The organism is Legionella pelazae, from assembly GCF_052527395.1.
Window position 1 is genome coordinate 55,227 of the sequence record NZ_JBNVZS010000002.1, and the last position, 19,587, is coordinate 74,813.

Genomic DNA, 19,587 nt, shown 5'->3' on the forward strand with positions numbered 1-19,587 from the left:
GGGAGCACCGCAGAAACATTTGTAACGCAGCAATAAAGTAAAAGATGCGGGTTAGGCAAGCGCTCTAATATTTTCAATTTATCTAAATTTTTTATTTTAAAAATTAGTTAATTGGCAAAATATCATCCTATGTACTACCTTTACATTTGAATGATTCATTTAAGATAAATAAGGAGATTATTATGGCTATGCAAGGTGGACGTGGTTCTAACTTATCCAAAGAAGCTCAGAAAAAAGGTGGCGAGCGTTCGCACAGTGGTAAATCTAGTACTGGCCGTGGCTCTAATCTATCTAAAGAAGCTAAATCAAAAGGTGGCAAGCATTCTCACCAAGGCGGTAGAGCAGGCTCTCGATAAGAAGCACTTTTACTTTAGCCAATAGCCCAGGTGTAGTTTTCTAGCCTGGGTTATTAATCAAACATTAACTTTATGTAACCCTTATCTTTCTTACCTTCCTTCAAGAGTAAATTTCTGAATTTAGAGCAATATAATTAGCCGCTTCATGGTAAAGAAAATCTTATTGTTTTAAGTATAAGAGTATTTGGTTCGCATAAAAATTCTGTATATGGAAAAGAGCTTCAAACACGTGATGACATAATTTTACAAATAGTTGATTGAACGTATTCGCCGTACTACATATAAAATACATTTTTTAACGCGTATTGGTTATAGTGAATTTATTATTGTTTATTTTACTCATCAAAATCTTGCGAGCTTCTCATCTTAGTTCAAATCAATAATTAGGAAGAAAGCGTATAAGCAACTAGAAAAATTTGAAAAAGTAAGGGAGCTTATCTTACATTATTTAATTTCAGCAGTTTTTACCCAGGTCAGTAATTATTTAGCTTATTGTGTTAAAAAGGCGCTAAGCTAGGCGGGAACATGAATGAGCTCTTGACCGTCTTCTTTTTTAAGTTGACTAAAAACTAACAAAGAAAGACAGGTAATTAATCCCATGGCAATAAAGGTATGATGAAGAGTAGCCACACTAAGTAGGGACGCTTTAGAAAACGGCGTAAATAAATGCAGTAGAATAGCAGCAATAGCCACACCAAAACTTTGTGATATTTGTTGCACGGTACTCATAATACTTGTTGCTGAACTTAAATCATCCGGCTCGACATTAGCATAAGCAAGTGAGTTCATCCCCGTATATTGTAATGAAATAAGAAAACCATAAATAAACGTTAGTATGCCAATTTTTAAAACAGTTGAGTGTTCATTAATAAATGAGAAAGAAATTAAAGAAAAACCGACTAGGAGAGTATTTAGAATGAGTAATTTTTTATAGCCTAAAAAGCGCAGTATATAAACGGATAACGGTTTAACAATTAGAACGCCTAGTGCAGTAGGTGCTAATAAGAGGCCTGAAGTTTGCGGCGAATAACTAAGGCTAATTTGTAAGAGTAGAGGTAAAAGAAAAGGAATACCGCCAAACCCTATTCGACATAGTAAATTACCAATAATTGCAACTCGAAATGTTCTGATTGTTAACAGGCGAATCTTAACAATGGGGTGTTTTTGGTTTTGGGAATGCCAAGCATAACTAACTAATAATAATACTGCTGCACCTATAGTAATTAGCGAACGTACATCAGATATCAGCGTTTCACTAAAACTTGCAAAGCTATAAGTTAAAAATGAGAGACTACTACCGAATAAAATAAAGCCTAGTTTATCCAGGCGGTGAACTTGTCGGGCGGGCATGTGTGGTAAAAGATAATAAGCTAATAAAAAGGTGGTTAATCCAATGGGTGCATTAACCCAGAAAATCCAACGCCACGAAAAATAGTTAGTAATCAAACCACCTAATACGGGTCCTAGCATTAAACCTATTGCGCCTATCATCACTACAACAGTCAATTTGCTGATTAATTCATGTCGTTCACAAGTTCGAATAATAATTAATCTACCTACTGGCATCGCTATAGAGCCACCTATACCTTGAATAAAACGGGCGACAATTAACTCTAAAAGATTAGTAGTAAAGCCACACCAAATTGAACTTAGTGTAAAAATAATGATGGCTGTCATAAATATTTTTTTGGCGCCAAATTTATCAGCTAACCAACCACTAATAGGAATAAAAATTGCTAAACTCAGAAGATAGCTAATAAGTGCAAGTTTTAAGTCAACAGGATTTGCTTTTAAACTGTAGGCCATCACAGGGATAGCCGTGTTAATAATCGTGGTATCCACAGCTTCCATAAACATCATAAAAGCAACAATAAGCAAAATAATAGTTTTATTCATAAGTTAATTTGGTTAAATGTTAAATAAAAACACATCACTAGTTTGTTTATTCCTCTCATGAGCAGTATTATAGGCATGCTTAGATTTTTAGTGAAAGGAGTAAGGAATTTATGAAAAAAATAGCGATTTTTTTAGCCTGTGGTTTATCCGCTGCTGTATATGCTCAACAGCCAAACGCAAGTTTGTTGTGTGGTTATAAGGATTATTTTCGTTTAAGTGATGCCACTCATCCTGGTATTTATATCGTTGAGGCTAACACATCACCTGAGATTTATATGCAAGTTATAAGCCCTCGCAGTTTTGAGTTACGTGATACACCAGCTTGCCGTAGTGGTTATGCGCATATCACAGTAGCTTATGACAATTATAATTGGTGTATTTTAGATATCAAAGATGGTCCTTATATGAATCATCCTGTAGTAAAAGCAACCTGCAGTGGTATTCGCTATATAGGTACAAAGTATGATGGTGTTGGTTCTTATTCATATACTATCGAACTCGATTAAAATAAATTTATTCAGGGTAGCTTAGCTACTCTGAATAATAATTGTTATCTAGTGCAGGTCATCAATTAGTGAGTAAATAAGTTGGGCTAGTGACAACATAAAGGTTGGATCACCTTTATCTTCAATAAACCACTGAGCAGATAATATAACGCGTAAAAATACCCAAGATGTTAAATAAGCTAGGTCAATGTCTAAGGCTTTTGCAAGTTTAATAAGTCGTTCTAGAATGATTGTTTTACAATTTTGTTTCTCTTGATTTAATTCCTCTTTGCTGATTAAGTCATAAGCTGCTGCCTCAAACCCTATATCACCAATAATACCTTTAGGATCAATTGCTAACCAACTTTTCTGGTGATTAATAATATTTTCTAGATGTAAATCGCCATGGCAAAGATAGAAAGATGTGCTTGTATTAATAAGCTTAGACTTTAAACGCTGCGCTTTATCAATTAGGGCTTGTTCAAACTTATGAGGGGTTAAGTTGTCTATTACTCTCAACCAGTGGGTAACAGCGTGAAATTGATAATTTTTAGGTGGTGGTTTAGCTGCTAGTTGTTTAACGATGCTTGCATAGCAAGTTATTTTTTCATGTAGTGTCAACTCGTTAATGTATTTTAAGGAGTTTCCGGGAATAGCTTGTTCAAGTAACAAAGCATTGTAATCTAAGTCAAGTGCCAGTACCTTAATACAGCCTTGGCCATTAAAGTGAGTTAAAGCATGATATTCATCGCTAATCGTTTTTTTATCACAACCAATTTTTAACACAATGGTATGGGTGCGCTGAAAATTTCCTTTAGCAACAAAATGCCAAGTCATATTTTTAACCGGTTTAAGGTTAGAGAGTGACCATTTGGTTGATAACACCTCTATAGTTTTAGGAAGATTGTCCAGCCATTGTTTTCCTTGGGTGCCAAAAGCGCCTAATATATTATTTTTTAATGTTTTCATACTAAAGCAGTACCTTACGTCTTTGTTACAATTATTCACACACTTTATGAGCTGGAATATTTCTCTATCATTAATGCAATATTAAATGATTTTTCAATGTACTTAATAAAGTTACGATAATATAGTTAATTACTTTTAGTTAAGAAATATTTTAATGACACACGTGATTGGTATAAGTGGTAATATGGGTGCCGGAAAAACCACTCTCACATTAGCTCTTGCTAAAAGTTTAGGCGCTTCTTATCTTTTATGGGATGATTTTGATGAAATTTCTATAAGCCCAAGCGATTATATTGATTGGTATAGGCGAGGACAAGATTATAGTGAATGGGATTATCACAAGCTGGCTCAAACCCTTAGCTGCCTTAAATACAGTAAGTCAATTATACATCCTGCTTTAAACGTGGTAATTAAGCCAACGGCCTTTATTGTTTTTGATGCGCCTCTAGGGCGTTTTCACCAACAAACAGGTGTCTATATTGATACTTGGGTACATATTACTACTCCTCTTGATATTTCCTTATGTCGCTGGCTACTGAGAGATTATAGTCATCCGGCTAAAACAAAAGATGAATTATTAAACGAGCTTAAGTTTTATGTGGAGAAGTCAAGACCTTTATTTGATGATAGCGAGCTTAAAGAAAATGCTGATTTAGTTGTCGACGGGTCGTTACCAATCAAACAGCAGGTGATTTTCCTTAATGAAGTAGTTAAGAATATTAATTAGCCCAGTCAAATAATAAAATTTATACGATAATAAAATAAGTCTATCTAATTACTAAGGAATAGGGTGGAACTTAAGACATTGAGCCTCATTGTCGTTTTACTCGTTGCTATTGGTAGCGCTTTTTGGAATATCCATGTTAAAAAATCGTCTGATCAGGTTGCGTTTGTGACATTAATGGTCATACCACAATTTATAATTTCTTTACCCTTGGCTTTATTAGTGCCTATTGTCTCATTGCAGAGCTTTTATTATATTTTAGCTAGTTCATTGGTGCAAACAGGCTACATTCTCTTCCTTAGTAATTCATACAGACATGGCTTAATCAATAGAGTTTACCCTTTAGCCATTGGGATTCCGCCTCTATTATCGCTAATCTTTTGGCATTTTATTTTGAAAAATCCTATATCTTTGTTAGCCGATTTAGGAATCATATTGCTTTCCGTTGGCATTATGAGCTTTACTTTTGCCCGAGAAGATCGACAAGCAATTAGTGTTTCTGGAATAATTTATGCTATTGCCACCAGTATTTTTATTTTTTTATACACTTTAATTGATACATTTGGTGTACGTAACGCGTATAATCCTATAGCATATATTAGTTGGCTTTTTGTCATTAAGGCCTTGATTTTATTTATTCCTGTTTTTAGTTTATATAAGTTGCGTCTGTTTAGTTTAATGAAGCAGAATAATAGTTACATTATAGCTGGTCTATTAGCAGGAATGGGGTATGCTGTTGCTATTTGGGCATTTACCTATACAAAAACGCCTTCAGTGCTTGCGATACGTGCGACCTCTATTGTGTTTGTTTTTATTTTTTCTATTTTCTATCTTAAAGAGCCTGCTTCACGAAGAATTTTTTTGCTAACTTTAGTTACAGCGCTTGGCGTTTTTCTTATATTAGCAGACGAATAACTATGTTAATTCATTTTAAATAGATTGATAAGAGAACCAAATTTTAAACAAATCTATTGAATCAAGTTTATTACTCTTTCGCGTTATTTTAAATAATAAGATGTGCCTAGGTGGCTATCTAAGTTTAGACATTTTCTGCCTATTTCTAGAAAAAAATATATACTTAAATAGATGTATAGAAATAATCATTAAAAATTTAGCATTTACTGAAGTCTATTTGAAATAGTAGAAAGTTAAAGCTACATTAATTAATGATATATAAATTACAAGGAGAGTAACATGGAATATCATTCAGAAGACGTTGTAAGAACAGAAGACGTTATTGGTAAAGAAGTTAAATCACCTGATTTAGAAGATTTAGGTACTATTGAAGAAATAGTACTTGATAAATATAACGGTCAAGCTCGTTATGTTGTTCTTTCATTTGGTGGTTTTATGGGTTTTGGCGATAAGTATTTTGCATTTCCTTGGAAAAGCATCAGTTATAACAAAGAAGAAGAATGCTTCATTTTGAATGTTGATAAAGATAAGTTAAATAGAGATTATGGTTTTGATAAGGATCATTGGCCTGATATGAGCCGCTGGAACAATACCATTGATAACTATTACAGATAAGTTAATTAGCAAGGCGCCTCGCGGCGCCTCTTATTTAAATTGCTTCAATCAATTTATTCATGCATATGAAGTGCAACTTTAATCCAGCCTTCTTCACGTTTATCAAAATGCTCATAAGCTTCTAATACATCAGAAATAGCGACTTTTTGCGTCAATATTGCAAGCGGATCAATTCTTTTGTCTTCAATTAAGGCAAGTAGTTGGGGTATATAAGCGCGATGGGGGCAGTTACCCATCACTATTTTTAAATTTTTATTCATCGCTTCTCCTATTGGATAAACTTTAAAAGAGGGCGGATAAACACCAACTATGGAAATAGTCCCACACTTAGCTGCTAGTTGTACGCCCTCTCTTAAAGCATAACTGGGTGCATTTCCTGGTACCCATTGCTTGGTCTGATTTAAGGCATTAGGCGCAACTTGCATAAGCTCATTTTCAAATTCAGCCTGCTGTTGCCTCGCTTTCTTAGCGGCAGGCCCATGTTTAGGCGCAAAAGCATCAATCCCTACAGCATCAATGACAACATCAGCTAAGGTACCATTAGTTAAATCTTCAATAACCTCAACTGGGTCTTCTTTATTAAAATTAATACATTCAGCGCCTTGCAGGCGTGCCATTTCCAAGCGTGAGGGTATAGAATCAATAGCAAAAATACGTGATACTCCACGTAACTTACTGCTAGCAATGGCAAATTGACCCACCGGACCGCACCCTAGAACAACGACCACATCACCTTGTTTAGCTCTCGCATTATCGACAGCAAAATAAGCGGTTGGAAAAATATCTGACACTAAAATTGCCTGATCATCTGAAATGGTATCAGATAACTTAATTAAATTATTATTAGCAAAAGGGACACGCACATACTCTGCCTGACAACCATTAAATGGCCCTGTGGTTTTAGGCCCACCATAAAAGGCGGTACCGGCAGCAGGCCCATTTGGATTAGCAATATCGCATTGTGAATAACAGCCTTTTCGACACATAACACAGTAGCCACAAGAAATAGTAGAAGGAATAACCACCCGATCACCTTCCTGTAAATTCCTCACTTCACTGCCTATTGCTTCAACAATCCCGACGGCTTCATGACCCAATACGGTACCAGACTTCATAGGACCCATAGTGCCACGAATAAAGTGTAAGTCAGTACCACAAATAGCAGAAGTTGTGACTTTAACTAAAGCATCATATTGATCTTCTATTCTAGGTTTTTTGATTTCTTCTAGCCGAATATCACCAATGTCATGAAACACAAGTGCTTTCATAGCCATCACAACCTCCTTTTAATAGTTAGCTTCCTGCTAATTAAGAACATGTTACTTAATAATATTAGTTTATTTACTTTATTAAGCTATCACTTGATTAAATTAGATTAGTTAAAATGAGTTTAAGTCTATAAGCGATTTAATATTGGAACAAAGTGTTCCAATATATTTAGGAGGTAAATTTTGATGATAACTCGTTATAAACAGCATCACCGCCATTGACGATATTTCTTAAAGCGTTATCTACTTCAAGGCTTTCACTGTTGGCTTGCGATGAGAAGAAAGTATTAATTTTATTAATAGTATTAGAACCAGGTCTTCTACGCTTACCTAACTCATGCAGATGATATAATAAAAGTGCATTTGCTGTAATGGTGGCTGTTAAGCCAATTTTAGCATCAAAGGCATAGAGTGGGGTAATTATTAGATTTGTCAAACCAAGCAATTTTGACGTGTTTGTTACTTTCTCTTCAACTTTTTTGTCTTTATTGCGCATATTCATTCCTTTCTAAGACAAACGGCTTTATGAATATATGCTAAGAATACTAAGTTAGCAATAGAGTAAAAAACTTAATCATTATGTTGGCTTCTTTCCTAAATTTCTTGTCGTTACAAAAATGCAAAGAATTTATCATCAAGGCCAAATGAATATCATTATGGCTAAAACTTAATACTCCCTTAATAAATGTCTCTTATACTCGAAAATTTTATTTAATCAGTAAGAAAGTCATAAATTAAGGTAAAAGCCAATGAATATTAGTGAACTACTTAATAAAATTGCAAAGCTTAAAGAGGCTCTTAAGGAATATAATGAGGATGCAGAGCTTAAGTTAAACCTTAACAATCTAGAAGAACAAAGTCCTACAAAGGTAGATTTTGGATGCAAACCAGTTCATGCGGAAGAATGCAGAGAACAAATTGACTTATTACAGCATTATTTAAGTGAGTTTAAGGGAGTACAAGCTTCTTTAAAAAATCATAAATCCAAAGAGCCTCTAGATGCAGAAGCCTATGTAAGAATAATAGGAGCTAAAATACAGCTAGAGAAGTGGATAACAGAAATATTAACTGAGATAAATGCGGCAATCACCATTTTGCAACGAGAAGAAAGAAAATTCTTAGCTGAAAAACAAAAAAAGCAAATTAACACCTCATTTCAACAGCTACAAGAAGCTAGACGACTTGAACTGCCTGCTACCCTAGACGAATCACGCTGTCTTGAGCAGTATAATTCTGATGTAGAAAGGCTTGAGAGGAAAGGACATCAACACATTGAAGAAATCATAGGTGATCCTAACATCATTCTAGGTAAGGCAAGCGGCAAATATTCCAATGCATTGAATATATTAAATTTAAAGGCAGAACAACGAAGGAAATTCCTTCTAGAGGCTCAAGAAAATTTAGTAAAATACCAACAAGAGTTTAAAGAAAATAGCGGATTATATGTTTCTACCAGTAAGGTTCCTAAAGAACAATTAAAACAATACTTAGAAAGCGATAAGCGGTCTGAGTCATTTAATAAATGGTTTGATGATTATTATACTCGAGCAAAAGCGATAGAAGGAAGTACATGGAGCTGGTTATCAGAGAAGGCCAAATATTACACAACCTTTTTTTCAACAGCTGAGGCTGACGAAGATTGGTATTTCTTAGCCGAATTAGTTGATGAAAAATTAAGCCAAATTAGCGCAGAGTTAAAAGTTCAGATAGATGGAGAAACCCTAACTTCAGCGCCAGAAAATTTGGCTGAAAATAATTTATATAATCTTCAGCAAAAGTATCAAACTATTAATCAACTAAAACAGCAGGAAACTGAGCAACTTGCTAAATGGGAAAAAGAAAATGCCCCTGTTATGCAAAAAGCAGCGAAAGCTAAGCTGTTTACCCAATTGGCAAGTGCTAGAAATCAGCAGGAAATTATTGAGGATAATATTTATACACTTGATAATAAATATGCAGAAGTTATAAGCAAAGTAAGTGCAGACCTACAAGCAATAGTTGAGCCGGTGTTATCTAATGAGGATCAAACTCAACTTGAGTTAGACCAAGCACAGCAAGCGATAGAAGCAATTGATTTAGAGGCTTTACTTGCTAGCAGCAGTCATTATCGTAATCCAAGTTGCAACGCTTTAGAACAAAAAGTTGATGGACAGTTTGCTACACAAGAGCATATTTGTAATAAAGAAATTGGAAAATTAACACGAAATATTATTAATCTACCTGAAGATTTAGCGCAATTTAAAGAAACAACGCAGGAGCATTTTAATACTCTAAACGATTTAAGAGAAAAATTACAAGAAACAAAACGGCAGTTAAGAAAGATTGTCTCAATGCTGCAGCGCCTTACTTCAGTGCAATTAGAACTATTTTCTCTCAAGAAACAATTAGCTTATTTAAAAGTTGAAGATAATCAGGGTAGGCACAAATTATTTACTCAAATTATTGAAGTTCAATCTCAACTACAAGAACTAGAAGTAAGAGAGGCGCATGGCTTTAAACATCCAACAAGCCGAGCAAAACTTAAGGAAGTCAAAACGCTTGCAAGCTTAGTTAATGAAGCAAAAACAGCTCACCAAGAAGGGTTATTAACTAATATTGAGCTCTCTCTTTATGACTTAAATAATAAAGCAAGATTGCTGTCCACTGTATCTGCCCAGGAAAGGTCTGATTTTATTAAAGAAATAAAAGAAGAGTTAGATAATATAAAAGAGACTTTGCAAACTACTTTCACCACTAGCGATGAACGCGAAGTTCAAGATAAAAAGGCTGTTATAGAACAGAAAATCAAAAATTTCGAGCAACTAGCAGAAACAGTTATCCCTATGCTTAATGAGACTGAAGCAATCTTAAGGGATTATACTAAATTGATAGAGCAGGCTAAGGCCCTTACCGAAGAGCCTCAATTTGCGCCGCGCTTTGAGCTGGGTCGCGATATTTCACAATTAGGTAAGGACGCAAAGCCTTTACTAGAGAAAGCGAAATCTCTGTCTAAAGACATGGCTTACGCAAAGCCGCTTTATGAAGTAATAACCCAAATAGATACTGCCCAAAACCAGCTTTCTGAAATCAAAAAAACATGGGCAGAAAAGGCAGATAAAGACAGAATAGGTTTTTTAAATGGGCTGACTAAAGAAGTGGAAGAAGATTATAGGCGCTTAATTGATAGCCATAAAACACTTTCACCGCTTGATCCAACTAAACGCTTTTATGAGAATACAGGGAGAGCAAGATTTTATGAGAATATTGTTGCATGTGAGCAACGTGTTCTACTTGAAAAATTAAAAGCTTGGCAGGCTAAAGTTAATCTTTCTTCTCTAGAAGAAAACGATTATATAAAGGAAATTAAAGAATCAAGCTTAAGAACTAATAAATATAAAGTGCAACTTTTGGAAATTTTATTAGCTGATATGGACGCAGGTTATAAAGCGCTATTGGAAAAGTGCAAAATGTATTCTCTGCCTTCATTTAAATTCTACACCAAGGATAAAACGAAACTGGCTCATGAAATTCGAGCATTTAAAAAGAGTCATTTATTTAAAGCTTATCAAGCCTTAGCTGGGGAGTCTCCTTTCTCTATTGAAGCGTTTAAGAAATATGAAGAACAGTTAAGTTTCTTTACCGTACCAAAGATAAGTGAGCTGCCTCATTTTACACACCAGGTTAGAGAGGAGGCAGCTAATAAATACTTTGGAAGTGACAAAGATTTAGGAATTTTCAATACTTATTTAACACAAAGACATCAGTCGTTTTGGTTCAAGGATTTTATGGGTACGATGGCTGCATGTTTCTTGGGTGTCAGATTTAAAAGTGAGCAGGAAAAACGTAAAGATTATATAAACCGTTTAAAAACGACTTATCAAGAATATAAAAATGATGTAACTCGATATGACTACCTAATTAAACTTATAGATGGTGGACTAAAGCAATTTAAGCCAAGAGTTAAAGAGAGTGAAGCAGGGTATGAGAAGACATTACAATCTTATCTACAACGCTTTAAATGTACTGTTGAAACGATACATGATCAAAATACGTTGGCAGCGGATAAGTTGAAATTGTCAGTAGGCGTAAATTAAACGGAATATCTCATTAATTATTCTAGCTAAGTTCTTTATAAGTAAAACTATTAAAAAAATAGGCAAGTAGCCATTTTATTAATGTATTGTAAAATGGCTTATTTAGCTTTTTTAAGAAGAAAACATGCTAAAGGGAATTCATCATATTGCTATCATTTGCTCTGACTATCTGCAATCTAAGTATTTTTATACCCAGATCTTAGGGTTAACGGTAATAAGGGAAACGTTTAGAGAAGAGCGGCAGTCTTATAAGTTAGATCTGGCCTTAAATGGTCGATATGTGATTGAACTCTTTTCATTTCCAGCACCACCAAAACGATTATCTAGGCCTGAGGCAACGGGACTTAGACATTTAGCGTTTGAGGTAAATAATCTGTCTGTAGTAGTTCAAGAATTAGAACAGAAAGGTATTGTGGCTGAGCCTATAAGGATAGATGAAATCACTCATAAGCAATTTACCTTTATTTTTGATCCAGATAATTTACCTATCGAACTTTATGAAAAGTAGCTTTCCTACTTTTTATCTTAGATTAATTAAAAGATAAGCTAGTATTATCAGCAAGAATATCTGCGCTCATAGACAAACTGATACCCCTGCAGTTATCTTGGCTTGGAAATTCATAATTCTTAGTTAGATTAGCTCCCCGCTGAAAAACTAGAACTTGCTTACGGTGGCCACCTGCCTCACTAATCGGGCTTTGGCCCCTTTTAAAGAAACGAACAGCAGGAAGCGGATTTCCTAAATCAAGTTTTTCAAGTTGATAGCGAAAGTCTTGATTGATTGCGGCTAGTTTATTTAATAGCGCCGTGGCGTATTCTTTCATCTGTTCTTTAGACGGTAAATCAAGGTTATCATCCAGTTCAAGCCAAATCTCGAGCTGTTCTGTACCGCCTGAACCCTCCTGAATAAAGAAAGCTTTTTTCAATACCATTTTTTCTAGCTCGCTATGATCAGTTATTGCCCGCTCTAGTTCAGTAAAGGCTAGATTTGCACCATTAAAAACGACTGTTGAGTCACGTCCCCAAATAAATATTAAGGGTAGGTTAGTTTTGGGCTTACAAAAAACGCCATATTTAGTTAATAGAGCTTGAATATCGCTAGAGGCATATATGCGACCTTTATCACCAAGATTATAGCGAATTCGCGGTGAAGAACGATCATTGCGAGTACAGGTAAAAATTAATTCATCATTCTCATTACATTCTACATGGTAGTTCATCGTGTCATAATGAAAGACCATCGGTAATCCTTTATTCTCACCATAAAGTTCCCGCGCTAAGCCTGGATATTGTTCTATTGCTTTGCGTACACCAATTTCAAACTCGGTTTCTACGCCAAGGTTAATATCTAAATCAGAGGCACCATAAGATGAATAAATTTGTAAAAAACCATGACTAATTAATTGATCACGCATGGCTTCTGAAATAGCTTGGCCGCCCACAATGCCAATGGCTAAGAAATCTTGAAAGTGGTAACCCTTTTGTTCGACATAAGAAGTTAAATCTTTAAGAAAAGGAGGGTATCCTGCAATAACAACTTGTTTTCTCTCTTGATTTAGTTGACTAATAATGGCCTTTATTTCTGATTTATAATATCGAATAATCTGATGGGTACGGCCATGGGTTTCAGCAAAAGCGGTATTGAAAGCGTCATCTAAAGTAGAGTTGCGACTTTTAAATACATGCGCTAAAACTTGTTCAATAAATTGCTTTATATTTTGCTCATCAAGATCGCTTATTGCTCGAGGATGCTTATGTTGCCAGCTGTCTAAAGATAAGCTAAGTTGATGCTTTTCATATTTACGAATACTAACGAGCTTATCAAGTATTTTTTCTTTATCTGGTCCTGTCGCAAAAACGCTTCCCGTGTCTCGCATTAATTCATAAGTTGTAAGGCCTGTTGCCCAAGGACCTAAAGCAAAAGCGTTAATATAACTAAGCTTGCGACGGCCAAACTGAATTTTTGCTGCTATTTGTAGTGATTTTTTTACTGTATCTAATTCTTTGGCACCACGTACCCATTCTGTTGGTTTGCCTGTGGTACCTGTTGAGGTATCTGTTTTGCTAACATCAGGGTATTTCCCATGACGATGCATATCAGAATCATGCTGCTGATATTTAATATAGTTTTCTTTAGTGGTAATAGGTATATCTTTAAAAGTAGTTGCATCAGTTGGTAGATGATTAAACCGTGTTAAATGATGCTGATAAGCAGGAACTTCTTTATAGGCTTCATGGAAGCGCCTTTTGGCAAGCACTTCGCCTGCCTCTAAAATAGTTTTTTCCTTTTTAACAAGAAGAAAGCGCACCCTTAATAAATTAAAATCTTGAATGGTTGTTTGATAAAGCCAACTTAAGAAACTACCTTTAAAAAAATCGATTAAGGCATTCTGCCAACGATTTAAGGGCTGCTGATTGTGCTGGCCAGCATGTCTTAAGCCATGGGTCCCCGCTTGTATTTGTTTTTCACTAATCGTTTGTAATGTATCTGTATCATGCCATAATTTCTTCTTTAAGGTGGTAATGATTTGTTCATTTGTTGCGTGCCGCGTCACATCAGTGCCAAGATATTTAATTAAACTATTCCGGTTAACTTTAAATACTTGCTCTTTTTCTACGCCCTTATTATCCCTGTGTATAGCAATAATATTAATGGTTTTATAAAATCGGGCAGAGAAAGCATTATGAATGGTAACGCCATTTTTACCAAGCTCATCACGTGGATTGGTAATGCCATTTTTAAATAATAAACGTTGGCCATATTCTGGATGATTAAATAGGATAACAGGACTATCAATTGAATAATTTGGCATTACAAAATCCTCACAAAACTAAGGCAATTAATCATAATCAAAACCATAAATATACTTTCCGTTTAATTTTTTGCTTTTTAATGTTAACCAATAAAGCTATTTGATTAACATTAATATGAATGGTGAGAGTTTATGCTCGTTTGAGTACTTTATTATTTGACGCCTATATAAACAGCAACCTCTGATCCATTGTAACATTCAAAGTCAGTAGTAAATTTACGCTGGAGCTTAGGCTGATGATAGTCAAAATATTCCCAAATTTGTTTCCAAGTATCAATAATGGTGCTAGGCATGGGGCCTTTATTTTTAAAAACTAAATATCTACCTGCAATAACTGTTGCACAGCTTAATTTAAGTTGCCTATTATCTGTAGTAACACCAACAGTGATACTATAAAGACCATCTGTATTGGACTCATAATCTGAGTAAACACCAAAAGTAGGAACTGTATCTTTTAATTTACTTGCATAAAATTTCTGCCAAAGTTTAGGTATTTTAGCAGTGTTTTTCATGGCTTCATCACTGTTTTTAGTGCGTGTACTAAAGCCCATAACAGTAAAAGAGTCAACAAGTTGAACATTAGGTTTTATAATAGTCATTGTTATTTCTCTAGTGATATCACTCGAAGTCGATTACCATCTGGATCTTGCGCTAGAAAAGTATAACCAAAAGGTAAGTTTATAGGTGATTGAATAATACTTATTTCTTTTTGTTGCCATTCTAGAAACAATGCCTCTACCTGAGCATTATCTGCTACAGTAAAGACTAATTCATTGCCTGGGCTGTCAATACCCATTGTCTGTAGCGCATTACAGTCCTTTAAACCTAGCATTAGTCCATTAGGTAGTTTAAACATTCTAAAAGTAGATGATGATTCTTCCGCTTCTAAACTTAATAAGTTTTGATAAAAAGAATGACTCTTAGGAAGATTTTCAACATACATAACAAGCGCATTCGGTTCTAGCATTTAATTCTCCTCAATAGTTGGTTATCAAGGTTTATTTTAAGGCTAGTGAGTGTCAGTTTCTGTCAGTAGTTATTGTTCAGGGATATTATGTATTTTGCGCCATTGTTTTAAGAGCGTCTGCCTTTTGCTAAAGCGCGCCTCTGATAGAGTTAAATGATTAATTCGATCGGTGCGAAAATGACGAAAATCTTCTCTTAGTTCACACCAAGCGACAATAATTCGGGTGTCTTCAAAAAAGCCAAGTGCTAAAGGCCAAATGATACGTTGCGATGCTTCGTTTTTTAAATCGACATAATTTATTGTTAGTTTATAGCTTTTACGCATAGCTTGGCGAATAATTGCTTCATAATCACTATTGGTTTGAATGGACTTTGCAGGCCCTATAAATAAACCAGACGATTCTAGCTGATGACGAAGCGCTTCTGGAAGGACAGCTTTAATTTTAGTAAGCGCTTTAGTAGCAGCAAGTTTAAGTTTATCATCTGCTCTACGCGCTACCCAACGTGAACCTAATACTAGTGCTTCAATCTCTTCTTCAGAAAACATAAGTGGCGGTAACATAAAGCCAGGGCGTAATACATAACCAAGACCCGGCTCACCTTCTATATTAGCGCCTTGTAATTGCAGTGTTGCAATGTCTCGATATAAAGTACGTAGACTAACACCTAATTTTTCTGACAAATATTTTCCACTAACTGGATAGTGATATTGGCGTAATAGTTGGATAAGTTCTAAAAGGCGCTCAGTACGGGACAAAGGCTTATACTCGTAAAAAACTAATTTGTCTTAGTTTGGCAGTAGATAGAAATGATTTCTACTTTTATTCTTTTTGCTAGGAAAGACAAGCGCACTTTAACACTATCAATGTGCTTCTTATTTATAGTAGTATTCTATCTTTGTTAGTCATTTTATTAAAATGCTGTAGCGCATCATTATTTATGGAAACGTTTAGCACAACAGAGAAGTTAATTGAAGAATTAGCTAGCCGGGTTTTAAGTATTAAAGAAAAACTTACTTATTATCATTCCTTAGGCAAAAAAATTTTTGCAACCTCATCTTTTCAAACTCAAAGCTTACCATTGCTGCATATTCTTTCAGAACTAGATTTTATAATTCCCATTTATTTTATTGATACGGGCTTTCTATTTCCAGAAACCTACCTTTTTAAAGAACAGTTGGTTAGTCAGCTAGGGCTGCATGTTATTAGTATAAAATCAAATACTGCGAAATTAAGGCAAGTAGATAAACAGCATCAATTCTTATTTATGACTGAACCTGATCAATGCTGTTATATTAATAAAATTTTACCTCTAGAGCCTATCATTCAAACTCACGATATTTGGATAAGTGGTGTTAGAAGCTCACAGAGCCAAGTACGGGAGGGTTTTAGCGAAGAAAATAAAGGAAAATATGGCATTACTCGTTATCATCCTTTATTAAGATGGTCCTCAAAAGATATTTATTATTATTCTAAGCATTATGGACTTGCAGCGCACCCTTTACAAATTGAAGGTTATGTCAGTATCGGTTGCATTCCTTGTACAGCAAAGCTAACTGATACTCATTCTTTATCAAGAAAAGGGCGATGGACAGGAATGAAAAAAGAAGAGTGCGGATTGCATACTGAATTGATGGAGGTAAGTGGTAAGTGAATGTTTTAATTACCGGCGGTGCGGGCTATATTGGTTATGAGCTAACGAAATTTTTACTAAGTCAATCAACCGTTAAACAAATCACTATTTATGATAATTTTCTGCAAGCTAATTACCATTGCTTAAAAGAATTTATGCAAATACCTCAGGTTCGTTTTATCCGTGGCGATATTTTAGATGAAAGTAAACTTGCAGTCGCATTAAAAGATATTGACGTTGTTTGCCATTTAGCAGCTGTAGTACGAGCACCATATAATGAAGAATTCACTCATTTATTTGAACAGGTGAATCACTGGGGTACAGCAGTCCTTTGTTCATTACTTGAGGAAAAACCTGTACGCAAATTAATTTATCTTAGCAGCGGGGCTGTTTATGGATCATCAACTAAGCCATTTGCTGTTTCTGACGAGCCAAATCCAAGTACTTCTTATGGCCATGCAAAGTTGAATGGTGAAAAACAATTAGTGCGCATTAAGTCAAAAATGGATGTAGCCATTTTGCGTTTAGGAAGCGTTTTTGGTTACAGTCCAGCAATGCACTTTGGCTCCTTAATTAACAAATTCAATTTAGCCATGACCTTCCGCGAGCCTCTATTAGTGCATGGCTGTGGCAATCAAATCAGACCTTATATTCATATCGATAGAGTAGTACAAAGTATTGCTTACTTTTTATCAGAAGACTATCAGGCGCATGAAGGCTTATATAATATTTATGATTTTAATTTAAGTATTAATGAAATTTTGCAAAGTTATCAGGAACTTTCATTAAATTTTGAAATGATTTATGTCAGTCAAAGTCAACGCTTAAATGATTTAAGTTTAGATGGCAGCAGTGAACTCCACCATTTTATTGGTAAGCCAAATGCGTTAAGCACTTATATTCAGCAAAGCTTGATCGGCTAAAATTGAGGAACTACTTGGCTGATTGGATAACTAAGCGAAGGTTTTGGTAATGGTTTAAAAAAAGGCTTGTTTGTCTGCTTGCAAGGAATACCTGATAACTCTAGCTCATCTACTTGATCATTTTCCAGTGTTATGCCTTTGCGCTGATGAAGCGAACTAATAATTGTTTCATAGTCGTTTGTAAACTCAAATACTTCAGAAAGTGTGTCCAATTGATTAATTACATCAATTTTATGTTGTAATCTTTTTTTAGAAGAAGAGAATGCTTCAAATTTGGTATGCAGACTACGAATTAAATCGCTGAAATTACAAAAAAAAGTGATTAATAAGCACGGAAGTACAAGCGGTGGCATTGAGGTTGCTATTGTTAAAAGAACTACAGCCGCAACTCCGCGCAGTAGAATAATAGCCACGCCTGAGCCTGCGTTAATAACATTTAAAAGTTTCTTATATTTTGTAGTCTTTTTCTCAGTAAGTTGACAATATTGCTCTAAGGACAATTCTAATTTTTTTTCAGAACGAGTCATGAGTTCTTGATCTTCTTGGCACAACACTAATTTTTTTAATTGCTTATATTGGCTTACGAGATCAAGAAAAAGTGTATCAGGCGGACTTGTTTGATTTAACCGAGCACCTTTTTGATAATTGCTTAAACTTAACTTGAATTTATTCGCTCTATAAAAAAGCATTGTTAGATGAGAGCTAATTGTTAAAGTGATTAACATTATTGTAACGGCTGGTGCTAAAGACCAAATCGCACATGTTAATAAAAGCAAAAAGGTGAGCGCTATAAAAGTTACCAATTTTAATTTTTTTGAATAATTTTTATCGAACAATACGACCGTAATCTGAAGGCCAAGATTGAGAAGATTTAAAGGAAATTTAAGTTGATTTAATATTTTTTTTATAAAAAGAAACTGAAGAGAAATGAATTTTGCTGTATCTTGGCTAACATTTAGCAGCGTTCTGAAAATATTAGCATTTCTGCTGATGTCTTGCTCTTGCCTACTTTTTTTAATGACACGATTTATTAAGATTTCTTTAATATTCATAGACAGCAGTATGGGTTTAATTAGTAAAACTTGTCTTTAAGTTTTTTAAGGATAGAGTGTAAGTTAAATAACCTTAGAACATCAACTTTAAACCCGAAACACTTAGAATTGCGACAATGCAGTACCTTAACTTACTATTTTTAAATTGAGTTGCAGCAAAGCTGCCTAAAATGGCTGCCGGTATAGAACCAAGTAATAAAGAAAATAAAAGTAGGCCATCTACATGTCCCCCAATCAAATAGCCAAGACCTGCAACCAAGGCTAAAGGAATAGCATGGGCAATGTCTGTACCGACAAGTAGATTAGGCGTCATCTTTGGGTAAAGAAACAATAGCATTACGCTACCTAGGGCACCAGCGCCAATTGATGTAAGTGAAACAAGTATTCCAAGCGTAATACCTGATATGATTGTTAAATATTGTTGTTTCTGACTTAAAAAATGTATTAGAAAAGTCTGACGATAAGCAAGCTGTCTTTTAAGCCAGTTTTTTATTAGTAACACAGTAGCAGTTAATAAAATAACACTGCCAATGATAGAGGTAAGAAATTTTGAATGTAAGGTTGTTAAATGCCCAGTTAATAGGGCAAGTACCATAATGAATGCGGCAGGAAGACTGCCAAACCAGAGTTTTCGCACAACTGGCCAGTCGACTTGTTGTTCGCGATGGTGAATGAGTACGGCTGCGATTTTAGTAATCGTGGCAAACCATAAATCAGTTGCAACAGCTGCAGTGGGCGCAACTCCAAAAATAAGGAGTAAAATTGGTGTCATTAATGCGCCACCACCTACACCAGTTAAGCCGACAATAAATCCGGTAAAAGCGCCAGCTATTGGATACATCAAGTCCATTTTAACCTCAATTCCTTTGTTTATCTTTTACGCCCCTAACCGTATAGAGT

At 35.0% G+C, this 19,587-nt stretch carries 19 protein-coding genes; 9 read left to right on the forward strand and 10 right to left on the reverse strand.

All coding sequences use genetic code 11. The features are described from left to right. The first annotated feature begins 182 nt into the window (after positions 1–182). Positions 183–356: a hypothetical protein gene (locus ACQUW5_RS02610; RefSeq protein WP_444989656.1), complete on the forward strand. Its 174-nt coding sequence runs from the start codon at positions 183–185 to the stop codon at positions 354–356. A gap of 513 nt (positions 357–869) precedes the next feature. On the opposite strand, the gene ACQUW5_RS02615 is transcribed toward ACQUW5_RS02610, so the two are convergent. Then, positions 870–2,252: an MFS transporter gene (locus ACQUW5_RS02615; RefSeq protein ID WP_444989657.1), complete on the reverse strand. Its 1,383-nt coding sequence runs from the start codon at positions 2,250–2,252 to the stop codon at positions 870–872. Positions 2,253–2,362: 110 nt separating this feature from the next. Here ACQUW5_RS02615 and ACQUW5_RS02620 point away from each other — a divergent pair, with 110 nt between their 5' ends. After that, positions 2,363–2,758 (forward strand): hypothetical protein, encoded by a 396-nt coding sequence (locus ACQUW5_RS02620; protein WP_444989658.1) that lies wholly within the window; start codon positions 2,363–2,365, stop codon positions 2,756–2,758. A 48-nt stretch (positions 2,759–2,806) separates the two neighbouring features. Here ACQUW5_RS02620 and ACQUW5_RS02625 read toward each other — a convergent pair whose 3' ends face one another. Then, positions 2,807–3,706 carry an aminoglycoside phosphotransferase family protein gene (locus tag ACQUW5_RS02625; protein ID WP_444989659.1) on the reverse strand — a complete coding sequence of 300 codons (900 nt, stop codon included), beginning with the start codon at positions 3,704–3,706 and terminating at the stop codon, positions 2,807–2,809. A 154-nt stretch (positions 3,707–3,860) separates the two neighbouring features. Between ACQUW5_RS02625 and ACQUW5_RS02630 the strand changes: the two genes are divergently transcribed. The 3 genes from ACQUW5_RS02630 (at position 3,861) to ACQUW5_RS02640 (ending at position 5,960) form a co-directional block, all read left to right on the forward strand. After that, positions 3,861–4,433 (forward strand): nucleoside/nucleotide kinase family protein, encoded by a 573-nt coding sequence (locus ACQUW5_RS02630; RefSeq protein ID WP_444989660.1) that lies wholly within the window; start codon positions 3,861–3,863, stop codon positions 4,431–4,433. 63 nt (positions 4,434–4,496) lie between these two features. Further along, on the forward strand, positions 4,497–5,345 hold the full coding sequence (locus tag ACQUW5_RS02635; protein WP_444989661.1) for an EamA family transporter: 849 nt from the start codon (positions 4,497–4,499) through the stop codon (positions 5,343–5,345). Between the two features lie 279 nt (positions 5,346–5,624). Beyond that, on the forward strand, positions 5,625–5,960 hold the full coding sequence (locus ACQUW5_RS02640) for a PRC-barrel domain-containing protein (RefSeq protein ID WP_444989662.1): 336 nt from the start codon (positions 5,625–5,627) through the stop codon (positions 5,958–5,960). A gap of 53 nt (positions 5,961–6,013) precedes the next feature. Here ACQUW5_RS02640 and ACQUW5_RS02645 read toward each other — a convergent pair whose 3' ends face one another. Continuing rightward, positions 6,014–7,234, reverse strand: a complete 1,221-nt coding sequence (locus ACQUW5_RS02645) for a zinc-dependent alcohol dehydrogenase (RefSeq protein WP_444989663.1) — start codon at positions 7,232–7,234, stop codon at positions 6,014–6,016. A gap of 163 nt (positions 7,235–7,397) precedes the next feature. After that, positions 7,398–7,724, reverse strand: coding sequence for a hypothetical protein (locus tag ACQUW5_RS02650; protein ID WP_444989664.1), 327 nt, complete (start codon positions 7,722–7,724; stop codon positions 7,398–7,400). A gap of 253 nt (positions 7,725–7,977) precedes the next feature. Between ACQUW5_RS02650 and ACQUW5_RS02655 the strand changes: the two genes are divergently transcribed. Together ACQUW5_RS02655 and gloA2 are read left to right on the forward strand one after the other, a co-directional pair. Then, complete coding sequence (locus ACQUW5_RS02655; RefSeq protein WP_444989665.1) at positions 7,978–11,301, forward strand: hypothetical protein; 3,324 nt, start codon at positions 7,978–7,980, stop codon at positions 11,299–11,301. 124 nt (positions 11,302–11,425) lie between these two features. Further along, positions 11,426–11,809 carry an SMU1112c/YaeR family gloxylase I-like metalloprotein gene (gloA2, locus tag ACQUW5_RS02660; RefSeq protein ID WP_444989666.1) on the forward strand — a complete coding sequence of 128 codons (384 nt, stop codon included), beginning with the start codon at positions 11,426–11,428 and terminating at the stop codon, positions 11,807–11,809. A 22-nt stretch (positions 11,810–11,831) separates the two neighbouring features. Here the strand turns inward: gloA2 and ACQUW5_RS02665 are convergent, their stop codons facing one another. The 4 genes from ACQUW5_RS02665 to ACQUW5_RS02680 form a co-directional block, all read right to left on the reverse strand. Beyond that, complete coding sequence (locus ACQUW5_RS02665; protein WP_444989667.1) at positions 11,832–14,114, reverse strand: phenylacetate--CoA ligase family protein; 2,283 nt, start codon at positions 14,112–14,114, stop codon at positions 11,832–11,834. Between the two features lie 152 nt (positions 14,115–14,266). Then, complete coding sequence (locus ACQUW5_RS02670) at positions 14,267–14,713, reverse strand: GyrI-like domain-containing protein (protein WP_444989668.1); 447 nt, start codon at positions 14,711–14,713, stop codon at positions 14,267–14,269. Positions 14,714–14,715: 2 nt separating this feature from the next. After that, positions 14,716–15,081 (reverse strand): VOC family protein, encoded by a 366-nt coding sequence (locus ACQUW5_RS02675; RefSeq protein WP_444989669.1) that lies wholly within the window; start codon positions 15,079–15,081, stop codon positions 14,716–14,718. Positions 15,082–15,150: 69 nt separating this feature from the next. Then, a complete protein-coding gene (locus ACQUW5_RS02680; protein ID WP_444989670.1) occupies positions 15,151–15,837 on the reverse strand; it encodes a helix-turn-helix transcriptional regulator in 687 nt (228 codons plus the stop codon). A 182-nt stretch (positions 15,838–16,019) separates the two neighbouring features. Here ACQUW5_RS02680 and ACQUW5_RS02685 point away from each other — a divergent pair, with 182 nt between their 5' ends. Together ACQUW5_RS02685 and ACQUW5_RS02690 are read left to right on the forward strand one after the other, a co-directional pair. Beyond that, the gene (locus tag ACQUW5_RS02685; protein ID WP_444989671.1) at positions 16,020–16,733 is read left to right on the forward strand and encodes a phosphoadenylyl-sulfate reductase; all 714 of its coding nucleotides are present in this window, start codon (positions 16,020–16,022) and stop codon (positions 16,731–16,733) included. Beyond that, positions 16,730–17,635: an NAD-dependent epimerase/dehydratase family protein gene (locus ACQUW5_RS02690; protein WP_444989672.1), complete on the forward strand. Its 906-nt coding sequence runs from the start codon at positions 16,730–16,732 to the stop codon at positions 17,633–17,635. Before ACQUW5_RS02685 ends, ACQUW5_RS02690 begins: the two co-directional genes overlap by 4 nt. Here ACQUW5_RS02690 and ACQUW5_RS02695 read toward each other — a convergent pair. Both ACQUW5_RS02695 and ACQUW5_RS02700 read right to left on the reverse strand, forming a co-directional pair. After that, positions 17,632–18,687: a hypothetical protein gene (locus ACQUW5_RS02695; protein WP_444989673.1), complete on the reverse strand. Its 1,056-nt coding sequence runs from the start codon at positions 18,685–18,687 to the stop codon at positions 17,632–17,634. The genes ACQUW5_RS02690 and ACQUW5_RS02695 overlap by 4 nt on opposite strands. 73 nt (positions 18,688–18,760) lie before the next feature. Further along, on the reverse strand, positions 18,761–19,537 hold the full coding sequence (locus tag ACQUW5_RS02700) for a sulfite exporter TauE/SafE family protein (protein WP_444989674.1): 777 nt from the start codon (positions 19,535–19,537) through the stop codon (positions 18,761–18,763). Between the last annotated feature and the right edge of the window lie 50 nt (positions 19,538–19,587).